Origin of the sequence: Duganella sp. OV510 (assembly GCF_900100205.1) — a bacterium.
Taxonomy (GTDB): Bacteria; Pseudomonadota; Gammaproteobacteria; order Burkholderiales; family Burkholderiaceae_D; genus Rugamonas.
In genome coordinates this window covers 387,158-407,150 of the sequence record NZ_FNEQ01000002.1, presented here as the reverse complement: position 1 = coordinate 407,150, position 19,993 = coordinate 387,158, and the positions used below count along the sequence as shown (strand labels likewise).

The following is a 19,993-nucleotide window of genomic DNA, read 5'->3' as shown; positions in this document are numbered from 1 at the left end:
TCAGTGCTGGTGCGCCGCCTGCTTGATCGACACCACATTGGTGTGTTCATCGGGCGTTGGCGGATGCACTTCCGGATCGCCACCCAGCACCACGCTGAGGTCGACGAAGCCGGCACGCCAGGCGCGTTCCAGGTCCTGCTCGATCGCCTCCATCGTGGTCAGGTGGAAGTTCTCGAAGCCGCGCACGCCGTAGGCGCGGTTGCGGCCATGCGCCTTGGCCAGATATAGCGCCATGTCGACCAGGTTGACCGCGCGCTCCCACGGCAGCGGCTCGCTGCCGGGCGCCAGCGGGAAGGGCGAGAAGCCCACCGACACATTCACCGAGATCTGCTGCTCCTGATAGGTCAGCGTCTGCGACGAAATGCCAAGCAGGATGCGCCGCGCCACTTCGTCGACGCCCTGGCGCGGTATCGCCGGCAGGAAGGCGAGGAATTCCTCGCCGCCCCAGCGCACGATCATGTCGGTTTCGCGCAGCGCCACGCGCAGGCTTTCGGCGATCATCTTCAGCACCGCATCACCGGCGGCATGGCCGTAGTTGTCGTTGATATGCTTGAAGTGGTCGACGTCCAGCAAGAACAGCGCGCCGACCATATCGTCCTGGCGTTCCTGCGTATTCAGGCAGCGCATGAAGTCCTGGAAGTGGCGGCGGTTGTACAGCGATGTCAGCGGATCGAGCGTCGACTGTGCCTTCAGCTCCAGGTTCTTCACCTCCAGCTGCGCGTTGGTATGGCGCACCTTGCGGTACAACAGGCCGACCACGGCGGCAGCCAGCGCGAACACCAGGGCCAGCAGCCACCACACGCGCTGTTGCAGGCGGCGGTTGTCGATCTCCGCGCCCTTGGCCTGGTTCTCGTGGCTGAGCAGTTCGATCTGGCGCTGCTTCTTCTCGCCCTCGTACTTTTCCTGTAATTCCAGCATCGCTTGCTGGCGGCGTTTCTCGAACAGCTCGTTGGAGATGTCGCGCTCGCGGTGATAGGCTTCCACCGCGCCAGCCAGGTCGCCGGCGCGCTCCAGCGCTTCGCCGTATTCGCGCAGCGCCACTTGCAGGTCCGGCTTGTTGTTCTCCTGCTGGTAGCGCGCCAGTCCCAGCTCGTACTGCTTCTTGCCTTCGGCCAGCCGGCCCATGCCGAGGTAGGCCTGGCCCAGATTGAGGCGGCCGGTGGCTTCGGTGGACTTGTCGTTGGTCTTCTGCGCTGACTGCAGCGACTCCTGCGCGTACTGCACCGCGCGCGCAAAGTCGTGCTGCTTCAGGTAGCTGTCGGACAGGTTGACCAGTGTGATGCCGACCATGCGTTCTGCGCCCATGCGGCGCTCTAGCGCCAGGCTTTCCTGCAGCACGCGCAAGGCGCGCTTCGGCTGGCCGGAATCGATCGCCAGGCCGTACTCGGTGTTCTTGGCCATTGCCATGCGGCCGGGCGAATCGAGTTTTTCGGTTTCGCTCAGCAGTTCGGCCAGCGTTTCGGCGGCGTTCTCGTATTCCTTCATCTGCGTGTGCAGCTTGGCCAGCGCGTTCAGTGCGGCCACCAGGCTGAGACTGTCGCCGGCTGGCGGCCGCGCCATGTCGACCGCGCGTTGCAGCGTCGACAGCGCTGAAGGGAAGTTGCCTTGCTCGGCATAGGTCTGGCCGGCGGTGATGGTGGCCTGTACCTTGAGCGGATTGTCGCTGGTGGTCAGCGCCAGCTTTTCCGCCTCGAAGGCCAGGCGGTGGGCGGCATCCACTTCAGCCTGGGCGAACAGCACATAAGTCTTGGCCAGCATGCCCTTGGCGATGATGGCGTTATCGTGCAGCGATTTGCCGAAGGCGATCACCTGTTCGGCCGCTTCCAGCGCCACGTCGTTCTGCCCCAGGCGCATGCGCGCGGCGCTCATCTGGATGAGGAATTCGGCGCGGGTGTAGGAAGAGGCGGCGGCCAGCTCGGGCTGCAGTTTCAGCAGTTGCACCAGCGCCTTGTCGGGGACGAAGCGGCTTTGTTCGCGGACGTCGAGGATGCGTTCATCCAGCGTCGCCTGGCCCAGCGCCCAGGCGGGCGCCAGCGTCAACGCAACAGCTGCCATCATGGCGCGCCGCTGCGTGTGCCACCAGCTGTTGTTTCTTGATCCTGCCAACTTGACGCCCTCGCTATTGCCATGCAATGTCCAGACAATTATATGCCTGTTGCAGGCGAGAAAGCCCCGGAGCGCGTGATTTTTCCTCAAAATCGCACAGTTTCCGGGCGCTTTACAACTACATTAACTTGCTAGTTGCTGCAAAAGATATAGGCGTTGATACAAGCCGCCATCGATCTGCATCAACTGCTCGTGCGGACCGGTTTCGGTGATGCGGCCGTGATTGAGCACGATGATGCGGTCGGCATCGCGGATGGTCGACAGGCGGTGGGCGATGGCGATCACCGTCACCTTGCCGCGCAGCTCATCCAGCGCGGTCTGCACGATCTGCTCTGTTTGCGAATCGATGTGCGACGTGGCTTCATCCAGCAGCAGGATGCGTGGCGAGCCGGCCAGCGCGCGGGCGATGGCGATCAGCTGTTTCTGGCCGACCGACAGGCGCGAGCCGCCTTCGCCCAGCGGCGTGTCGTAGCCCTGCTCCAGCGCCGTGATGAAGTCGTGCGCGTGAGCGGCGCGGGCAGCCGCTTCGATCTGCTGCTGCGTCAGGCCGCGGCCCATGTCGATATTCTCGCGCGCGGACGCGGCCAGCAGGAACGGGTCCTGCGGCACCAGGCCCACTTCGGCGCGGAAGCGTTCATTGTCGATGTCGTCCAGCGGCACGCCGTGCATCAGGATGCTGCCGTGCGGCGCCGGATAGAAGCGCAGCAGCAGCGACAGCAGCGTCGACTTGCCGCTGCCGGTGTGGCCGACGATGCCGACAAAATCGCCCTGCGGGATCTCCAGCGACAGGTCGTGCAGCACCGGCTGGCCTTCGTTGTAGGCGAAGTTGAGATGGCGGATGGCGACTGCCGGGGCGTGGACATCGTCTGCCGTCGTGGCGCGTGTGCCAGCGCCGCTATGTTCCTTGGCAGGGCCTTCATCCAGCAGCGTCGCCACGCGCGCGGTGGCCACTACCGATTGCTGCAACTGGCTGAACTGCATGGTGATCTGGATCAGCGGCTCGATCACGCGCGCCAGGTAGCTGATGAAGGCATACAGCACGCCGACCTCGGTGGCGGTCATTTCGCGCTGGCCGAACAGGAAGATCACCGCTGCCAGCAGCACGATGTTGAACAGGTCCAGCGCGGGACGCAGCAGCCAGGCGTTGGCGCGCAGCTCGGCCAGGCGCGCCGTGTAGTGGTTGTCGTTGGTGGTGGCGAAGCGCTGGCCGAAGCGCTGCTCGGCGTTGCTGGCCTGGAGCACGCTCATGCCGCCGATCGATTCCGCCATCTGGCCATTGATCTCGCTGCGCAGCGCGCGCGCGCGCGTCACCGCCGGCGCGCTCCAGCGCTGGTACAGCCAGACGATCAGCAGCACCGCCGGCAGCAGCGCCAGCACGATCAGCATCAGACGCCAGTCGAGGAAGGCCATGGCGCACACGGTGCCGACCAGTACGATGGTCGAATCGAGCATCACGAACAATACCTGGATGTACAGGCTCTTGACCGCTTCGGTGTCGTTGGTGACGCGCGATACCAGCTGGCCGGTGATGGCGCGGTCGAAGAAGGACATCGGCAGCAGCAGCACGTGGCTGTAGACCATTTCGCGCAGCCGCATCACCGAGCGCATGGCCAGGCCGGACAGGCGCACCAGTTGCAGGTAGCGCAGGCCGCTGGCGATCCAGCCGGTCAGCACCAGGCCGGCCAGCAGACCGGCCATGCGCGGCCAGTCCAGGTGGTGCGGCAGCAGGTGCTCGTCGATCAGCGCCTTGCCCATGATGGGACCCATCACTTCCAGCAGCGCGGCGACGATCAGCCACAGAACCGCCCAGGACAGGTGGTGGCGGTCGGGCAGGGCGGCGCGATGCAGCAGCGCGAATGCCTGCCGCATCTGGCCGCCGGTGGATTTCTCTTCAGGCTTCATCAAGACTTGCTTCCAATTGTTGATAGCGCCACTGGCTGGCGTACCAGCCATCCAGCGCGAGCAGCTGTTCGTGGCTGCCGGTTTCGGTGATGCGGCCTTCGCGCAGCACGATGATCAGGTCGGCGCTGACCACGGAGCTGAGGCGGTGGCTGGCGATGACCGCGCTGCGGCCCTGGCGCTGTTCGCGCAGCTCTTCCAGGTGTTGCAGGATGCGCGTCTCGGTGCCGGTATCGACGGCGGACAGCGCATCGTCAAGCAGCAGCAGATCGTTGTCCGCCAACAGCGCGCGGGCGATGGCGACGCGCTGGCGCTGGCCGCCCGACAGCGTGATGCCTTTTTCGCCGACCTGGGTATCGTAACCGTCGGCGAACAGCAGGATATCGTCGTGGATGGCGGCCAGGTTGGCGGCGTGTTCAATCTGCGCGCGCGTCGCGCCCGGCTTGGCAAGCGCGATGTTATCGGCGATCGAGGCCGAGAACAGGAAGGACTCCTGCGGCACCCAGCTGATGGCCGCGCGCAACGCGTGCAGCTTGTATGCGTCAAGTGCGTGGCCGCTCCATTGCGCGCTGCCGTGTTGCGGCGTCAGCTGGCGCAGCAGCACGCGCAGCAGCGTCGACTTGCCGCTGCCGGTGGGGCCGACCAGGCCGAGGGTCTGGCCCGGCTTCAGCACCAGCGAGATATCGCTGATGGCTGGCGCGCTCTGCGCGGAGTAGGCGTAGCTGATATCGCGCAGCGTGATCGGGCCGCTGGGGATATTGGTCAGCGTGCCGTGATCGTCGATGGCCAGCGGCGCTTCCAGCATCGGGTGCAGGCGCTGCCAGGCGGCGCGGCCGCGCTCGATCAGCGACAGCACCCAGCCGGCGGCGAACATCGGCCAGATCAGCTGGCCGAGGTACATGGTGAACGCGGTCAGCGAACCGACTGTCAGTTGACCGTGCCAGATCAGGTAGCCGCCGAGGCCCAATGTCAGGCCGCTGGCGGCGGTCAGCGTCAGGCCGACAGCGGGTTCGTAGGCGGCCTCCCATACCTGCGCGCGCAGACTGGCGTCCGAGGCCTGGCCGGCCAGGTCGGAGAATTGTTGGGCGCTACGCTGTTCCAGGCCAAGCGCGCGCAAGGTGCGCACGCCAGACAGCGTTTCCTGCACATGGTCATTTAATGCGCTGAAGCGCTTCAGCGAGTCGGCGGAAGCGGTGTGGATATGTCCGGAGATATACCAGAACGCCCACGCCATCAGCGGGAAGGGCAATAGCGCGATGCACGCCAGGCGCCAGTCGACGCCGAGCAGCATCACGCCCAGTACCATCACCAGCGTCAGGGCGCCGTCGAAGCCGGCCAGCATGGCCTCGCCGGCGGCCATCTCGATGGCGTCGATATCGTTGGTGGCCAGCGCCATCAGGTCGCCGGTGCGCTGGCGCTGGTAGAAGGCAGGGCCTTGCAGCGTCATGCGGGTATACAAGCGGGTGCGCAGCGACACGCCGAGCCGGTAGGCGGCGCCGTACAGAATTTGTCGCCAGGCGACGCGCAGGAAGTAGATGCCGAGGCCGATCAGCAGCAGCGAACCGATTTCCATCAGCAGCGCGTTGCCGGACAGAGTGTGATTGGCCAGTCCATCGATCATGGCGCCGACCTTGCGCGGCACCCAGACGCTAAGGGTGGCGACGCCGGCCAGCATGGCGCCGGACACGATATAGGCGCGGCTGTGCTGGCGGACAAACCCGCCGATCAGCCGTGAGAGTTTAGACATGCATGTTGCCTCGAAAAGCGTGTAGCCCGCTAGGATACAGCATGCACAAAAACTTCGGGTTCAGTGCCGACATTCGGACATTTCGCGCGCGAAATGTCCGAATGTCGGCACTGACCCTGAAGTTTATTTCTTGGCTTTGGGGGCGGATTTTTCTGGCTTGGGTGGCGGGGCCGGGAACGAGGGCTTGAGGTCGGCTTTGACTTCGATGAAGTCTTGCTGATCGGGGATCGGTGCGGCCAGCGGCTTGGCTTTCGGCACCTTGGGCGCGGCTGGCGCGACGACGGCTAACGGTTCGTTGGCGGCAGTAACGGCGGCGCTGACTGCGGCGGCCAGCGCTGGCGGTGTGGCTTTGACCTTGGTGACGGCCGGCTCGCTGACATTCTTGAAGCTGCTCTGGGCACTCTTGACCAGCTCGCTCTGGGCACTGGAGGCGATGCTGAACAGTTCGCGTCCGTAGGCCAGCAGCGCGTCAAAGCTGGGCGGCTGGGAGGCGCTCAGGCTGAAGAATTCTTGCGGGTCCTTGATCGCCAGCAACTGCCTGGCGGCGGCCGACGATTTCTCGACCGAAGCCTTGGTGGTGTTGATGTTGAGCGCGATGAATTTTTCGGCGCTGTCGACAGCCGTGCTGGCCAAGGTGTTGAAGATCTGGAACTGCACTTCCAGTTGCGATTTCGTGGCTGCGGAAAACTGTTCAGTAATCGATGACATAATTTCTCCTGAGATTATGATGCAACGCAATAAGACCATTCTAGCCACCATTGACGGTGAAGGAAAGTTATTTTTTCTACCATGCGCATGCGGGAACGGCATATCACTTAGTGCAGCGCAATAATTGGTGAATTTTATTGAATGTGCCTACAATGAGCCTTACTTCAAATCAACGGGAGCGCAGATGGATGTCGTGATACGCAACGCCAATCTGGCGGATGGGCAGCAGGGCGTGGACGTCGCCATCCAGCACGGCCGTATCGCTGCCGTCGGCCCGCATTTGCCACTGCAGGCGGCGCAGGAGATCGACGCCACCGGTGATCTGCTGAGTACGCCTTTTGTCGATGCGCACTTTCACATGGACGCCACCCTGAGCTACGGTCTGCCGCGCGTCAACGCCTCCGGCACGCTGCTGGAGGGCATCGCGCTATGGGGCGAGCTGAAGCCGCAGCTGACCCAGCAGGCGCTGATCGACCGTGCCTTGCAGTATTGCGACTGGGCGGTGGCGCGCGGCCTGCTGGCCATCCGCTCCCACGTCGATGTCTGCGACGACCGCTTGCTGGCAGTGGAGGCGCTGCTGGAGGTGAAGCGCCTGGTCGCGCCTTACCTGGACCTGCAACTGGTGGCCTTCCCGCAGGACGGCGTGCTGCGTGCGCCGAATGCGCTGCTGAACCTGAAGCGCGCCATCGCCATGGGCGTCGATGTGGTGGGCGGGATTCCGCACTTCGAGCGCACCATGGCGGAGGGCACCGAGTCGGTGCGCATCCTGTGCGAGTACGCCGCCGACCAGGGCCTGATGGTCGACATGCATTGCGACGAGTCCGATGATCCGTTGTCGCGCCACATCGAAACGCTGGCCTATCAGAGCAACCGCCTGGGCCTGCACGGCCGCGTCACCGGCTCGCACCTGACTTCGATGCATTCGATGGACAATTATTACGTCAGCAAGCTGCTGCCGCTGATACGCGAGGCCGGCGTCAACGCCATCGCCAATCCGCTGATTAACATCACCTTGCAGGGCCGGCACGATACCTATCCGAAGCGGCGCGGCATGACGCGCGTGCCGGAACTGCTGGCAGCCGGCATCCCGGTCGCCTTCGGCCACGATTGCGTGATGGACCCGTGGTACAGCCTGGGTTCGGGCGATATGCTGGAAGTGGCGCAGATGGGCCTGCATGTGGCGCAGATGACCGGCCAGGACGCCATGCGTGATTGCTTCCGCGCCGTCACCAGCACGCCGGCCGCCATCCTCGGCCTGGAGGGCTATGGCATCGCGCCCGGCTGCCACGCCGACCTGGTGCTGCTGGACGCCGGCGATCCGGTGGAAGCGATCCGGTTGCGCGCCGCACGCCGAATGGTGATGCGTCGAGGAAAAATTATTGCGGAATCGCCACGCGCACATGCACGCCTGGCGCTGCCGGGACGGCCGGAGCAGGTGAATTTCCGTCTCGGGCGCTAAGCCTCAAGCTGGACTTGCTTGCGGAAATACATGACAATTGGACACTGTTAAATCCGCCCGGAGTTGCCTTGAAAGAAATCGCCATCCGACCCGCAACGGAAGCCGACTTTGCCGCCATGTGGGAAATATTTCAGGCGCTGATCGCCAGCGGCGATACCTATTATTTTGCCGCCGATACCAGCCGTGAAGATTGCCACGCCTACTGGTTCGGCCCCGGCATCCAGAGTTTTGTTGCCGTGCTCAACGGCGAGCGCCTGGTCGGCATGTACCGCCTGATCCCCAATCAGCGCGACCGTGGCGCGCATGTCGCCAACGCCTCCTTCATGGTGAGCCCTGCGGCGCAGGGCGTCGGTGTCGGCAAGCTGCTCGGCGCTGATTGCCTGGACCGCGCCCGCGCCCAGGGCTATCTGGCAATGCAGTTCAACTATGTGGTCAGCTCGAATATGCCGGCGGTGCTGCTGTGGAAGAAGCTGGGCTTCTCCATCGTCGGCACCTTGCCGCGCGCTTACCGTCATCAATATCTGGGCTACGTCGACGTTTACGTGATGTATCAGCTGCTTGAAGATCCAACCCATTGGCCGGACGCATGAAAATACTGGAAACCGAACGCCTGACGCTGCGCACCATTCAGCCGGATGATGCGGCTTTTTACTACGAACTGGTCAACGATCCCACCTGGCTGGAACATATCGGCGACAAGGGCATCCGCAGTGTCGAGGGGGCGCGTGCCGCCATCATCGACGGTCCCTGTGTAATGCAGGAGCGCCACGGCCATTCGCTGTATGTGATGGAGCGCAAGAGCGACGGCAAGCCGCTGGGCTTGTGCGGCCTGATCAAGCGCGACACCTTGCCTGACGTCGATATCGGCTATGCCATCCGCCCGGCGTACTTCGGCCAGGGCTACACCTATGAGGCGGCGGTGGCGGTGGTGGCGTATGCGCGCGATGTGCTGCGCCTGAAGCGGCTGATGGGCATTACGAATCCGGCGAACACGGTGTCGATCAGCTTGCTTGGCAAGCTGGGCCTGACGTTTATGGAACACAAAGCGATGCCGCCTGATGATCGTCCTACCAATATTTACCAGCTTGACTTGCAATAAGCTGTTGTAATTTCCGCGTCCTCCTTGGCATTTGTGCACCACACGTGCATGATGGATCACATCCCTTGCCGAGGAGGAAACGATGAAACTCGCCAATCTCAAGATAGGCGTGCGCCTGGCGCTGCTAGGAGCATTCTTCTTTGTCGCACTCGCGATTGTGGCCTTCGCTGGCTGGCGCGCGCTGGAAAACAGCAATGTGCGCAGCGCCGACGCGATGGCGCGCTCGATCGCCTTGAGCCAGGCGATCGATACGGCGCGCAGCGCGCAGGTCGAGTTCAAGATCCAGGTGCAGGAATGGAAGAACATTCTGATACGCGGCAATGATACGGCGCAGCTGGACCGCTACAGCCAGGCCTTCGTCAAGGGCGGCGCAAGCACCCGTAGCGAGTTGCAGAAGCTGGATGGCCTGCTTGGCAAGCTGGATCTGAAAACGCCACTGGTGGGCGAAGCCATCAGCACCCAGAACGAGCTGGTCGCGCGCTACCTGGAGGCGCTGAAGAAATACGATCCCGCCAATCCGGAAAGCGCACAGGTGGTCGATGCGCTGGTCAAGGGCATGGACCGCGAACCCACCAGGAAAATCGATGATATCGTCGACTTCATCGGCAAGGAGTCGGTGCGCCTGACCGCTGCCATGGAAGCGGAGAATGCTGCCGCCCACGCCCGCACGCTGGCCACCATGGGCGTGACGCTGCTGGTGACGCTGGTGGTCGGCTGCGTTACCGTGATGTCGCTGATACGCAGCATCACGCGGCCGCTGGATGCGGCGGTCAGCATGGCGCAGACGGTGGCATCCGGCGATTTGAGCAGCGAGGTGCGGGTCAGCACCCGGGATGAGATTGGCGATTTGCTGGGCGCCTTGAAGGCCATGCAGCACAACTTGAGCAATATCGTCGGCCAGGTGCGCTCGGGGACGGAGACGATACATCTGGCGGCGACCGAAATCGCTGCCGGCAATCTGGATCTGTCGGGCCGCACCGAAGAACAGGCCAGCTCGCTGGAGCAGACCGCCGCTGCGATGGTTGAACTGACCACCACTGTGCAGCAGAATAACGCCAACGCCAGCGAGGCGTGCAAGCTGGCCGATACCGCTTCCTCGGTTGCCGCCAAGGGCGGCGATGCGGTGGCGCAGATGGTGCAGACCATGGGCGAGATCAATGACAGCTCACGCAAGATTGTCGACATCATCGGCGTTATCGACGGCATCGCTTTTCAGACCAATATCCTGGCGCTGAATGCGGCGGTGGAGGCGGCGCGCGCCGGTGAGCAGGGACGCGGCTTTGCCGTGGTGGCGTCCGAGGTGCGCAATCTGGCGCAGCGCTCGGCTGCGGCAGCCAAGGAGATCAAGGAGCTGATCGGCACGTCGGTGGGCCGGGTGGAGGAGGGCAGCCGGCTGGTGGGTCGCGCTGGCGAGACGATGACCGAGGTGGTGGCCAGCGTGCAGCGCGTGACGGCCATCATTGGCGAGATTTCGGTGGCCAGCGTGGAGCAGCGCGATGGCATCGAGCAGATCAGCATTGCCATCAGCCAGATGGATAGCGTGACGCAGCAGAATGCCGCGCTGGTGGAGGAGGCGGCGGCTGCCGCCGATTCGCTGGAGCAGCAGGCGGCGGGGCTGCGCGATGCGGTCAGCATCTTCAAGCTGAATGAGCAGGCTGGCGCGGCTTCCTTGCCGCGCTCGCGCAGCCGCGCCTTGCAGCTTACTTCCTGAAGAACCAGGTCAGCGGAATGTCGACGCGCGCGGCCCACGATTTTTCATTGTGGATGCCGCCTTCGGCTTCGTGGTAGTACAGGTCATAGCCTTTGGCCTGCATGGCGTCGCGCATTTTTCGGGTGTCTTCGATGCCGTCGTTGTTGGTGCCGGCGTCGAGGTAGAACTTGACCGGTGAGCGCGGCGGCAGCTGTTTGATGAACATCTGCTCATTCCACCAGAACGAACTGGATACGCCGGCGGCCTTGGAGAATACCTGCGGGTATTTCTGGCCGATGTACACCGAGGCGATGCCGCCCAGTGAGGAGCCCATGATCGCGGTGTGCTCGCGGTCCTTCAGCGTGCGCAGTTGGGTATCGGCCCAGGGCTTGACCGTGTCGACGATGAAGGCGGCGTAGGCGTCGATCTTGCCGCCGCCGTATTGCTTGTCGCAGCAGGGCGTGTATTCGTTGATGCGCTGTTCGCCGGCGTTGTCGATGCCGACCACGATGATCGGTTCGATGGCGCCGGTGGCGATCAGCTTGTCGACGGTGGTGCCGATTTCCCAGGCGGCGCCGAAGGCGGCGGTCTTGGGATCGAACAGGTTCTGGCCGTCGTGCAAGTAGAGCACCGGATAGCGCTGTTGCGGGTTGGCGTCGTAGCCGGGCGGCAGGTAGATGCGCAGCTTGCGGCTGTTGCCCAGTTGCGGCGAGGCGAAGTTGTCGACGATGCGCAGCGTGCCGGTGCCGATGGCCTTGTTTGCGGCCTCACTTTTCGGTACGGGCATAATGCGCACGCCCTGGATGTCGAACTTGTTGGATGGGCCTTTGACGCCGCCCGCATCGCTGTAGGTGGCGTTGTTCTTCATGTAGCTCATGTTGTAGAAGTCGTCCAGTTGCAGCGTGTAGCTGCCTGGCTTCAGGTTGGCGCGCAGCGGCGTCGAATACTTGGCGCCTTCTTCGGCCGGTGAGTGCGGCAGTTGCACGACGGCGTTGGCGACGGTGTTGCCGCTGCTGTCTTTCAGCGCTGCCCATTTGACGCCGCCACTGACGCCCAGGTTGATCTGGTGGGCGGTGTTGCGGTATTTGATCTGGATGGCGTAGCTGCCTTCGCGGTCGATCTTGAGTTCTTGTGCGAAGGTGTCGGCAGGGGCGCCCCAGGCCGGGCGCTCGACGGCGATTTCCTGGCCGTTGTTCAGGCAGACCGGCATGCTGTGGTGGCTGCGGTTGCCGGAGCGGACGTAGACTGCTTCGACGGCGTAGCAAAGATTGTCTGCAGCGACAGCGTTGCGATCAGCCCACGTCGCCGCCGAAATGCGCGCGCCGACCAGTTGGCCGTTGCGGTAAATGTTGTACACGATGCCGCCGGTGCCCGCAGCTGCCGCCCCCGCCGTCGCGTCCGGGGTGGCGCCTGCGTTGCCGCTGGCGATATGCAGCGTCGGCAAGCCGTAGCTGCCGCGTTCCAGTTGGGTGATGCGCGGCTCGGCCGGCGCGTAGACTGCCGCATCCTGCACCAGCGGCTTGCCGCTGACGCTGCGCTTGGTCTGCTGGCCGGCCGCCAGCTTGCCGAGACGGATCTCGACCACGTTGTCCTCGCCGAGCGCTTCCCACGCCAGCGACGCGCCGGCCGGCTTGCCGTTCAGCGTGATGCGGTCCACCGTGTAGTAGCCGTTGCCCTTGGCCGCAGCCGGCAGCGCGATACGCACGCTGATGCGCTTGCCGCGCAGCGCCAGATTATTCAGTGTAATCGCATCGCTGCCGGCAAACGCTTCGCGCCGCAGCTTGGCGGTAATGAATGGCCGCAGCGCGATGCCTTCGTTGGTGGTCTGCACGCCAAACACGCTGCCGACCACCATGCCGAGATAGCCACCGACAGACCACAACTGACGACGCGAGTTGACCACCGGGCCACTCAGCTTGCCATCATCCAGCATTGGCTGGCCGGACAGCCATTCCAGGTTTTCCATATTGGACAGATTGGTGGCGGCGCCGCGCATCAGCGTATCGTAAGCCGCATCGGCCACGGCGACGTTGCCGCCAAGCGCCGCTGCCTTCAGGCCGTAGGCGGTAACGAATGGCCACATCGCGCGGTTGTGATATACGGCGGTATCCGACTGCTGCGGCCAGATGACCGGCGCGCCCAGCGGGCCATGCGGATAATGCGCAAGAATGCTCTGCGCCTGTCGCTGATCGGCGATGCCGGTAACGATCGCCAGCGACTGGCCCAGCCAGTCGTACTTGTACATGGCCGCGCCGTCGAAGTGGCCGGCCGTCACGCTGCTGTACATGCCGCTGTCGGCTTGCCAGAAGCGTTTGTTGATGGCGGCTTTCAAGGCAGTCGCCCAGCCGCCATAACGTGCTGCGGCGGCGCGGTCGCCCTGTTCGGCGGCCAGTTGCGCGGCCAGCGTCAGCGCCTTGTAGTGCGCCGCATTGGTGGACAGCGCTTTCGAGGTCGCCATGAAGGACAGCTCGTTCGGCATCCACGCAGCATAAGTCTGGTCGCGCCAGTCGAGGAAGGATTCTTCGCCGTTGTACAAACCGTCGGCAGCGTCCCAGATGGCAATGCGGTCATTCTCCAGCGTGTTGCGCAGCGCGCGCAGGGCTTTTTCGGCGAAGACTTTGCGTTCTGCTGGCGGCAGCGCTTTCAAGGCTTCGTCGGCGCCAAAGGCCCAGGTGACGCGGTCGGTGCTGACTGGCCAGCTGCCGCCGCTGCCGGTGTCCTGCACGATCTGATAGCCGTTGTCGTTGTTGACGGCGTGCAGGCCGCCTTGCACGCCGTCGCGGTAGCCGGCCATTTTGAACTCCAGTGAATTGCGGGTGCGCTGCGGGTCCAGCATGCCCAGGCCCAGCGAAGCAGCGTAGGACAGGTCGCGCGTCCAGACGTAGTGCCACAACTCGCCGGTTTCAAAGCACTCGCAAGGGATGGCGTTGCCGCCGTTATAGCTGCCGTCGCGGATTTCGCTGACCGAGTCCAGTTTCATCTCGGCGCCGGCCAGCGCGAACAGCGCATCAAAGGCCAGGTTGCCGCTGCGGACCGTTGGCAGCGCGGCAGATTCCGTGTAGCTGATTTCCTGCTTGCCGCCTTCGCGCACGCGCATGGTGGTGGATTGCGTATAGCTGCGCAGTGCGGCGCCGTCATCCGGCGTGGCGTAGCGGACGGTTTCCTGCTTGCCGTCCCAGGTGGGATAGCTTGCATTGGCGGTGCCCGGTGTGGCGTGTGCGGTCAATGCGAGCGAGCCGATGGCCAGCGCCACAGCGCGCATCACGGCAGACGGGCGGAGCGCGGCAAGCGGGGCAGGGTGGCGTTGTGTGCGCGCGGTGGTTTGCTTCATTGTTCGATCTCCAGTATCAGTGCGGAACGTGCCGGCAATGTCACTTGTCCGTCCAGCGATACACGCTGGCCGCTGATGACATCCACACCTGCGCGCGCGCCATTCAGCATTTCATGGAAGCGCGCGGTTGGCAGCGTGGTGTCGGTCTTGTTCTTATTCAGCGCCACCATCACTTTTTTGGCACCGTCGTAGCGGAAATACACATAGGTGTTCTGTTCCGGCCCATAGTGCATCAGCTTCCCGTGATGAATCACGCCGGCGGTTTTGCGCCAGTTGAGCAGCTTGCGGATGTAGGCCTGCGCGCTGGCCTGCTGCTGCGTCAGTCCCTCGCCGGTGAAGGCGTTCACCTTGTCGCCCGCCCAGCCGCCAGGGAAGTCGCGGCGATAGGAAGCGTCGTCGCGGCCCTTGGTGGTGCTGGTCATCTGGATCTCGGTGCCCGCGTAGAACTGCGGAATGCGCGGCAGCGTCGCCACCACCGCCATCGCCATGCGGAACAGATCCTGGTCTTCGTCGAGCGCGTTGTAGATGCGCGACAGGTCATGGTTGCCTTCAAACAGGACCAGATTGGCCGCATCCGGATACAGATAATCCTGTGACAGCGTTTCGTACAGCGTGGTCAGGCTTTGCTCGGCGCCGTCCGGCGCCACCAGCGCGCGGCGCAAGGCGTCGTTCAGGGGGAAGTCCATCATGCTTGGCATGTGCGACACGTAGCCGTCGAAATTCCGCTTGCCGCGCTGCCAGTGCGCCACCACCGGTATCAGCGGGCTCCATTCCTCGCCCACCAGGTTCAGTTGCGGATACTCGGCCATCACCGCGCCGGACCAGCGGCTGAGGAAGTCGGTATTCGAATAGCCGTAGGTATCCACGCGCAGGCCGGACAGGCCGGCGTATTCGATCCACCAGATGCTGTTCTGGATCAGGTAGTTGGCCACGTAGGGATTGGCCTGGTTCAGGTCCGGCATGCCCTGCACGAACCAGCCCTGCGTGAAGTTGCGCTTGTCCTCGTCCGATGCATACGGGTCCTGCACCGCCACGCGGTGGTGCGCAGTCGGCACATACTTGCCCTGGTAGGTCAGCCAGTCCGGCATCGGCATGTCCTGCATCCACCAGTGCTTGTTGCCGATGTGGTTCAGCACCACGTCCTGTATCACGCCGATGCCTTTGGCGCGCGCCTGCGTCACCAGCTGGCGGAAACCTTGGTTGCTGCCGTAGCGCGGGTCGATGCGGTAATGGTCGGTGGAGGCGTAGCCGTGGTAGGAGCCGTGCGGCATATTCGATTCCAGCAGCGGCGTCGGCCACAGCTGGGTGAAGCCCATGCCGGCCACATAGTCCAGATGATTGATGATGCCCTGTATGTCGCCGCCGTGCCGTCCCGAGCCATCGGCGCGATTCAGCTGGTCGGCATAGCGGGCCACGCTGTCGTTGCCCTGGTCGCCGTTGGCAAAGCGGTCCGGCATCACTTGATAAATGGCGTCGGCGCTGTTGAAGCCGGCGCGCTGCGCCGAGCCGGCTGCCCGCGCCAGCAGTTCATACGGGTAGCGGATGCTTTGCGTACCGCGCTGGAATACCAGCTCCAGCTTGCCAGGCCTGGCCTCGGGGGCGATCTCCAGATCGATAAACAGGTAATTACGGCTGGCCACGCGCGATACGCTGGCGATGCGCACGCCCGGATAGTTCAGTGCCGGGTCCAGATCCGCAATTTGCGGACCGTGTACCATCAGTTGCAGCTTGCTGTTGTGCATGCCGGTCCACCACAGCGGCGGATCCATGTGATCGATGCGGTAGGGGTGTGGTGCGGCGCCGGCGATGGCGGGCGTGAGGGCGGCGAATAAGGTCGCCAGCAGGGCTTTTTTCATGCGGTCTCCGTTTTAGGTAGTCGTACTACATGCCCGTATTTTTTTGCTTGATCAGGCTTAGTGCGTTGATTTTTCGAGAGAATACGCGTAAATCGCTGCGATATCAAACGCATTCACGACGATAAAATTTACTCCAGATACATATTCTTCGTTATTTTCCTTCAAAATTAGTTTCACGTCGGAAAATCCTGTCAATTTGCTTGCCTGAACCTGGTTGTAGCGTGAGTTTTGTTTTCATAAAAGCTGCTATTTGGTGTGTGGCCTGTAGTTCTACTACAAGTTGGCGATCATTCTCTTGTAGCCGAAATACAACGTCAATGCGGCTATCGTAGGGCAAGCCTTGATGTGCGAGGCTTGTAATCCGTAGTGGCAGGGAAGTTTGATTGACACACAATCTAGTTTTAGTACAGAATTCTTCCCCAGAACGTCTTTAGAACGTCGTCATTCCTTGGTTCCCGTGTAGTGCAGCTCTTTGCGGGACTTAAATTTTGTGTCATGAGAGGGGACATTAAATGAACATCTTCGCAAATAAGCGTAGCCACACCGCATTCCCATTGAAACCTGTCGCCGCTGGTTGCGCCCTGCTGATCGCTGCTGCCGCCGCGCCAGCCTATGCGCAAACCACCGCCGCCGAAGCGCCAGCCGCCGAAGAGCCGAAAGTCATGTCGGTCACCGTGGCCGGTATCCGCCGCGGTATCGAAGACGCGATCTCGGTCAAGAAAGACGCCAGCTCGATCGTCGAAGCCATTTCGGCCGAAGACATCGGCAAGCTGCCGGACGTCTCGATCGCTGAATCGATCTCGCGCCTGCCAGGCCTGGCCGCCCAGCGCGTTGCCGGCCGTGCGCAAGTGATCTCGGTGCGCGGCCTGTCGCCGGACTTCGCCACCACCCTGCTGAATGGCCGCGAGCAAGTCTCGACCGGCGACAACCGCAGCGTCGAGTTCGACCAGTACCCATCGGAACTGATGGCTGGCGTCACCGTCTACAAAACTCCGGACGCCAGCCTGGTTGGCCAGGGCCTGTCCGGCACCATCGACATGCAAACCGTGCGCCCACTGAACTTCAGCGGCCGCACCGTGGCGCTGAACGCCCGTGGCGAGAAGAACTCGCTGGGCAAGATCGCCAACGCCAAGGACACCGGCACCCGCTTCAGCGCCAGCTACATCGACCAGTTCGCCAACCGCACGATCGGTATCGCACTGGGCTACGCCCGCCTGGAAACGCCTATCCTGTCCAATGAAACCGGCTTGTATGAGCCATGGACGCTGGACTCGCGCACCGGCCTGCCGGCCAACACCTTCTCCGCCAACGGCATCAAGGCGGTGGCGCGCAGCGGCCGCAACGAACGTGATGGCCTGATGGGCGTGCTGCAATACCGTCCGAACAAGCAATGGACCAGCACTCTGGATGTCTACGCGTCGCGCTTCAAGGCTGAAGAAACCGCCAACCAGCTGGAGATTTCGCTGTCGCAGGGCGAGTCCAGCTACAATCCGGTCACCGTCGCCGACGGCACCATCGCCAGCGGCACGATGAACAATGTGCGTCCGCTGGTGCGCGGCATGTACAACAAGCGCAAGGATGATATCCGCGCGATCGGCTGGAACAATGAATTCAAGACCCAGGACTTCAGCGTTGTCGCCGACCTGAGCTACTCCAAGGCCAAGCGCGATGAGCTGAGCCTGGAAAACAATCTGCAATACAGCAACGGCGGCGCCTCGGCCCTGCTGGACAAGGTCAACCTGGTGTACGGCAATGGCGGCTTCTCGCAGATGACTCCAGGCCTGAACTATGGCAACGCCAGCAACCTGTACATCGGTAATACGATCTATGGTTCCGGCTACGGCAAGACGCCGAGCATCGAAGATGAACTGAAGAGCGCCAAGCTGGCCATCAACGTGCCGATCACCGGCTCGTGGGAAAAGGCGTTCTCCAGCGTCGACTTCGGCATCAACTACGCCGACCGCAGCAAGAGCAAACGCCAGCCTGAGGGTTCGATCAATCTGGTGGGCGCGGACGTTTCCGTGCCGGGCAACCTGCAATACGGCCTGGCCGACCTCGGCTTCGCCGGCGCCGGTTCGATTCCAACCTGGAACGTGCCAGCCATGGTCAGCCAGTATATGTCGTTTGCACCGGTCGACGACCTGAACTACCTGATTCCGAAAACCTGGGTCGTGAACGAGAAGATCGCCACCACCTACGCCAAGGCCAATATCGATGCTGAACTGAGCCCATCGGTCAGCCTGCGCGGCAACATCGGCGTGCAGATCCAGCACACCAACCAGTCGTCGGATTCGCGTTACTACGACAATACTGCGGCAGCCGGCACCAACCCGGTCAAGCCTGTGCATGACGGCAAGAGCTATACCGACTACCTGCCAAGCATGAACCTGGCGTTCGGCTTCGAGAACCAGCAGACCGTACGTGTGGCACTGGCCAAGCAACTGGCTCGCCCACGTATCGATCAGCTGCGCTCGGCACTGGAAATCGGCATCGACAACACCAAGCGTGAACCTGGCGCCAGCGGCGGCAACGCCCGTCTGGATCCATGGCGCGCCAAGGCGTTCGATATCTCGTACGAGAAATACTTCGACAAGAAGGCGTACTTCGCTGTGGCGGGCTTCTTCAAGAAGCTGGATACCTACATCTTCACCCAGGGCCGTCCATATGACTTCTCGGCCTATCTGCCAACCACCTACCCAACCGGCACGCTGCCACCGCTGACCAACATCGGTACCTACACCGCTGCGTACAACGGCAAGGGCGGTATCCTGAAGGGTGTTGAACTGTCGGGCTCGATGCCGCTGAACATGATCAGCAAATCGCTGGACGGCTTCGGCATCAGCGCCAGCACCACCTACACCGAAAGCGCGATCTCGATCCAGGACCCGAGCAGCAATATCGGCTCGAACATTCCGCTGCCAGGCCTGTCGAAGCGTACGACCAACCTGACCGCTTACTACGAGAAAGATGGTTTCGAAACCCGTGTCAGCCAGCGTCGCCGTTCGGACTTCGTCGGTGAGATCGGCAACTTCTCCAACGACCGCACGCTGCGTTATGTCGTCGGTGAAAACGTGATCGACTTCCAGGTTGGTTACACCTTCAACAGCGGCGCGATGAAGGGTGTCGGCCTGGTGCTGCAGATTAACAACCTGCGCAACGCCGCCTACGAGACCTACAACGGCGACCGTTCGCAACAGCTGGAATACGCGAAATACGGCCGCACCGTGCTGGCCGGCCTGAACTACAAGTTCTAAGCTGATTTAGCCGGAAACAAGAATGGCGTCCCAGGGGACGCCATTTTTTTCATGGGTATCAAGGTATGGCTCTCTGTACCGCCTCCCTGTGGTAAACCTTCTGCTTCGCCTTCTCTTTTCTTCTCTTTTCCTCTTTTTTGAACTCTTTTCGCTTCTGCAGATCTAAATAGGAGAAAAGAGAAGAAAAGAGAGGAGAAAAAAGAATGTTTACCACAGTGAGTGTGCAGCTACCTACGGACACCCTGCTCAGTCTTGTTGAACAACTGAAACGCCGCCAGGGCACGCAAGACATCTCGGAGGCCATTACTACGGCGGTAGAGTTGTGGTTGGCCGACCTGACGCAACGCCACAAGACTGCCGATCCGAATGGACTACACGGCTACCAATGGAAAAGCGTGTTTCTTCCGGAAGGCACTGTTGTGCGTTCATGGAGCTACGGAGAGCACAATTACGCGTGCGTTGAGGGCGATCAGCTTGTCCACCAAGGCAAGGTAATGTCACCAAACCAATTCGCTCGCTCGTTTGCGCGCTCGAATCGAAATGCCTGGAGCGACCTCTATATCCGACGGCCTGGCGACAAGCAGTTCAAGCTGGCTTGTGTGCTGCGCAGAGAAATCTTCCGTGAACAGGAAGAAGTGCGCAAAGCACATCCTGCTGCGGCAATCGCGCCGCAGCAGGACGTGGTCGCGGTGACAGCGGTAACATCAACTGCGGCACCGGTTCCCGCCGCCCCGCGCGATACGTCTCCCGGTGAAGGCTGGACGCTGCCGGAGCGCCGCAAGTTCCGCTTCCGTCTTGAAGACGTCGCTTTTGAATAAACAGAACAGGGCAGCAGAGCTGCTGC

General features: G+C 62.5%; 12 protein-coding genes. 6 read left to right on the top strand and 6 right to left on the bottom strand.

Annotated features, from left to right (window positions below; all coding sequences use genetic code 11):
- The 4 genes from BLS51_RS08880 to BLS51_RS08865 form a co-directional block, all read right to left on the bottom strand.
- Entirely contained in the window at positions 1-2,058 is a 2,058-nt protein-coding gene (locus tag BLS51_RS08880; RefSeq protein ID WP_090181481.1) for a tetratricopeptide repeat-containing diguanylate cyclase, read from the bottom strand.
- Between the two features lie 171 nt (positions 2,059-2,229).
- The gene (locus tag BLS51_RS08875) at positions 2,230-4,008 is read right to left on the bottom strand and encodes an ABC transporter ATP-binding protein (protein WP_090181484.1); all 1,779 of its coding nucleotides are present in this window, start codon (positions 4,006-4,008) and stop codon (positions 2,230-2,232) included.
- The gene (locus BLS51_RS08870) at positions 3,998-5,752 is read right to left on the bottom strand and encodes an ABC transporter transmembrane domain-containing protein (protein ID WP_090181486.1); all 1,755 of its coding nucleotides are present in this window, start codon (positions 5,750-5,752) and stop codon (positions 3,998-4,000) included. Before BLS51_RS08870 ends, BLS51_RS08875 begins: the two co-directional genes overlap by 11 nt.
- 123 nt (positions 5,753-5,875) lie before the next feature.
- The gene (locus BLS51_RS08865) at positions 5,876-6,460 is read right to left on the bottom strand and encodes a phasin family protein (RefSeq protein ID WP_090181488.1); all 585 of its coding nucleotides are present in this window, start codon (positions 6,458-6,460) and stop codon (positions 5,876-5,878) included.
- A gap of 184 nt (positions 6,461-6,644) precedes the next feature.
- Here BLS51_RS08865 and BLS51_RS08860 point away from each other — a divergent pair, with 184 nt between their 5' ends.
- From BLS51_RS08860 to BLS51_RS08845, 4 genes are all read left to right on the top strand, one after another.
- Complete coding sequence (locus BLS51_RS08860) at positions 6,645-7,919, top strand: amidohydrolase family protein (protein WP_090181491.1); 1,275 nt, start codon at positions 6,645-6,647, stop codon at positions 7,917-7,919.
- A 68-nt stretch (positions 7,920-7,987) separates the two neighbouring features.
- Entirely contained in the window at positions 7,988-8,509 is a 522-nt protein-coding gene (locus BLS51_RS08855; RefSeq protein WP_090181492.1) for a GNAT family N-acetyltransferase, read from the top strand.
- Positions 8,506-9,018 carry a GNAT family N-acetyltransferase gene (locus tag BLS51_RS08850; RefSeq protein WP_090181494.1) on the top strand — a complete coding sequence of 171 codons (513 nt, stop codon included), beginning with the start codon at positions 8,506-8,508 and terminating at the stop codon, positions 9,016-9,018. The genes BLS51_RS08855 and BLS51_RS08850 overlap by 4 nt, the downstream gene beginning before the upstream one ends.
- A gap of 82 nt (positions 9,019-9,100) precedes the next feature.
- A complete protein-coding gene (locus BLS51_RS08845; protein ID WP_090181496.1) occupies positions 9,101-10,729 on the top strand; it encodes a methyl-accepting chemotaxis protein in 1,629 nt (542 codons plus the stop codon).
- On the opposite strand, the gene BLS51_RS08840 is transcribed toward BLS51_RS08845, so the two are convergent.
- Complete coding sequence (locus tag BLS51_RS08840; protein ID WP_229207498.1) at positions 10,719-14,039, bottom strand: alpha/beta hydrolase-fold protein; 3,321 nt, start codon at positions 14,037-14,039, stop codon at positions 10,719-10,721. The genes BLS51_RS08845 and BLS51_RS08840 overlap by 11 nt on opposite strands.
- The gene (locus tag BLS51_RS08835) at positions 14,036-15,895 is read right to left on the bottom strand and encodes a glycoside hydrolase family 13 protein (RefSeq protein WP_090181498.1); all 1,860 of its coding nucleotides are present in this window, start codon (positions 15,893-15,895) and stop codon (positions 14,036-14,038) included. The genes BLS51_RS08840 and BLS51_RS08835 overlap by 4 nt, the downstream gene beginning before the upstream one ends.
- Before the next feature lie 512 nt (positions 15,896-16,407).
- Here BLS51_RS08835 and BLS51_RS08830 point away from each other — a divergent pair.
- Together BLS51_RS08830 and BLS51_RS08825 are read left to right on the top strand one after the other, a co-directional pair.
- Entirely contained in the window at positions 16,408-19,149 is a 2,742-nt protein-coding gene (locus tag BLS51_RS08830) for a TonB-dependent receptor (protein WP_090181500.1), read from the top strand.
- 203 nt (positions 19,150-19,352) lie between these two features.
- Positions 19,353-19,967 carry a hypothetical protein gene (locus BLS51_RS08825; protein WP_090181502.1) on the top strand — a complete coding sequence of 205 codons (615 nt, stop codon included), beginning with the start codon at positions 19,353-19,355 and terminating at the stop codon, positions 19,965-19,967.
- The last annotated feature ends 26 nt before the right edge of the window (positions 19,968-19,993 follow it).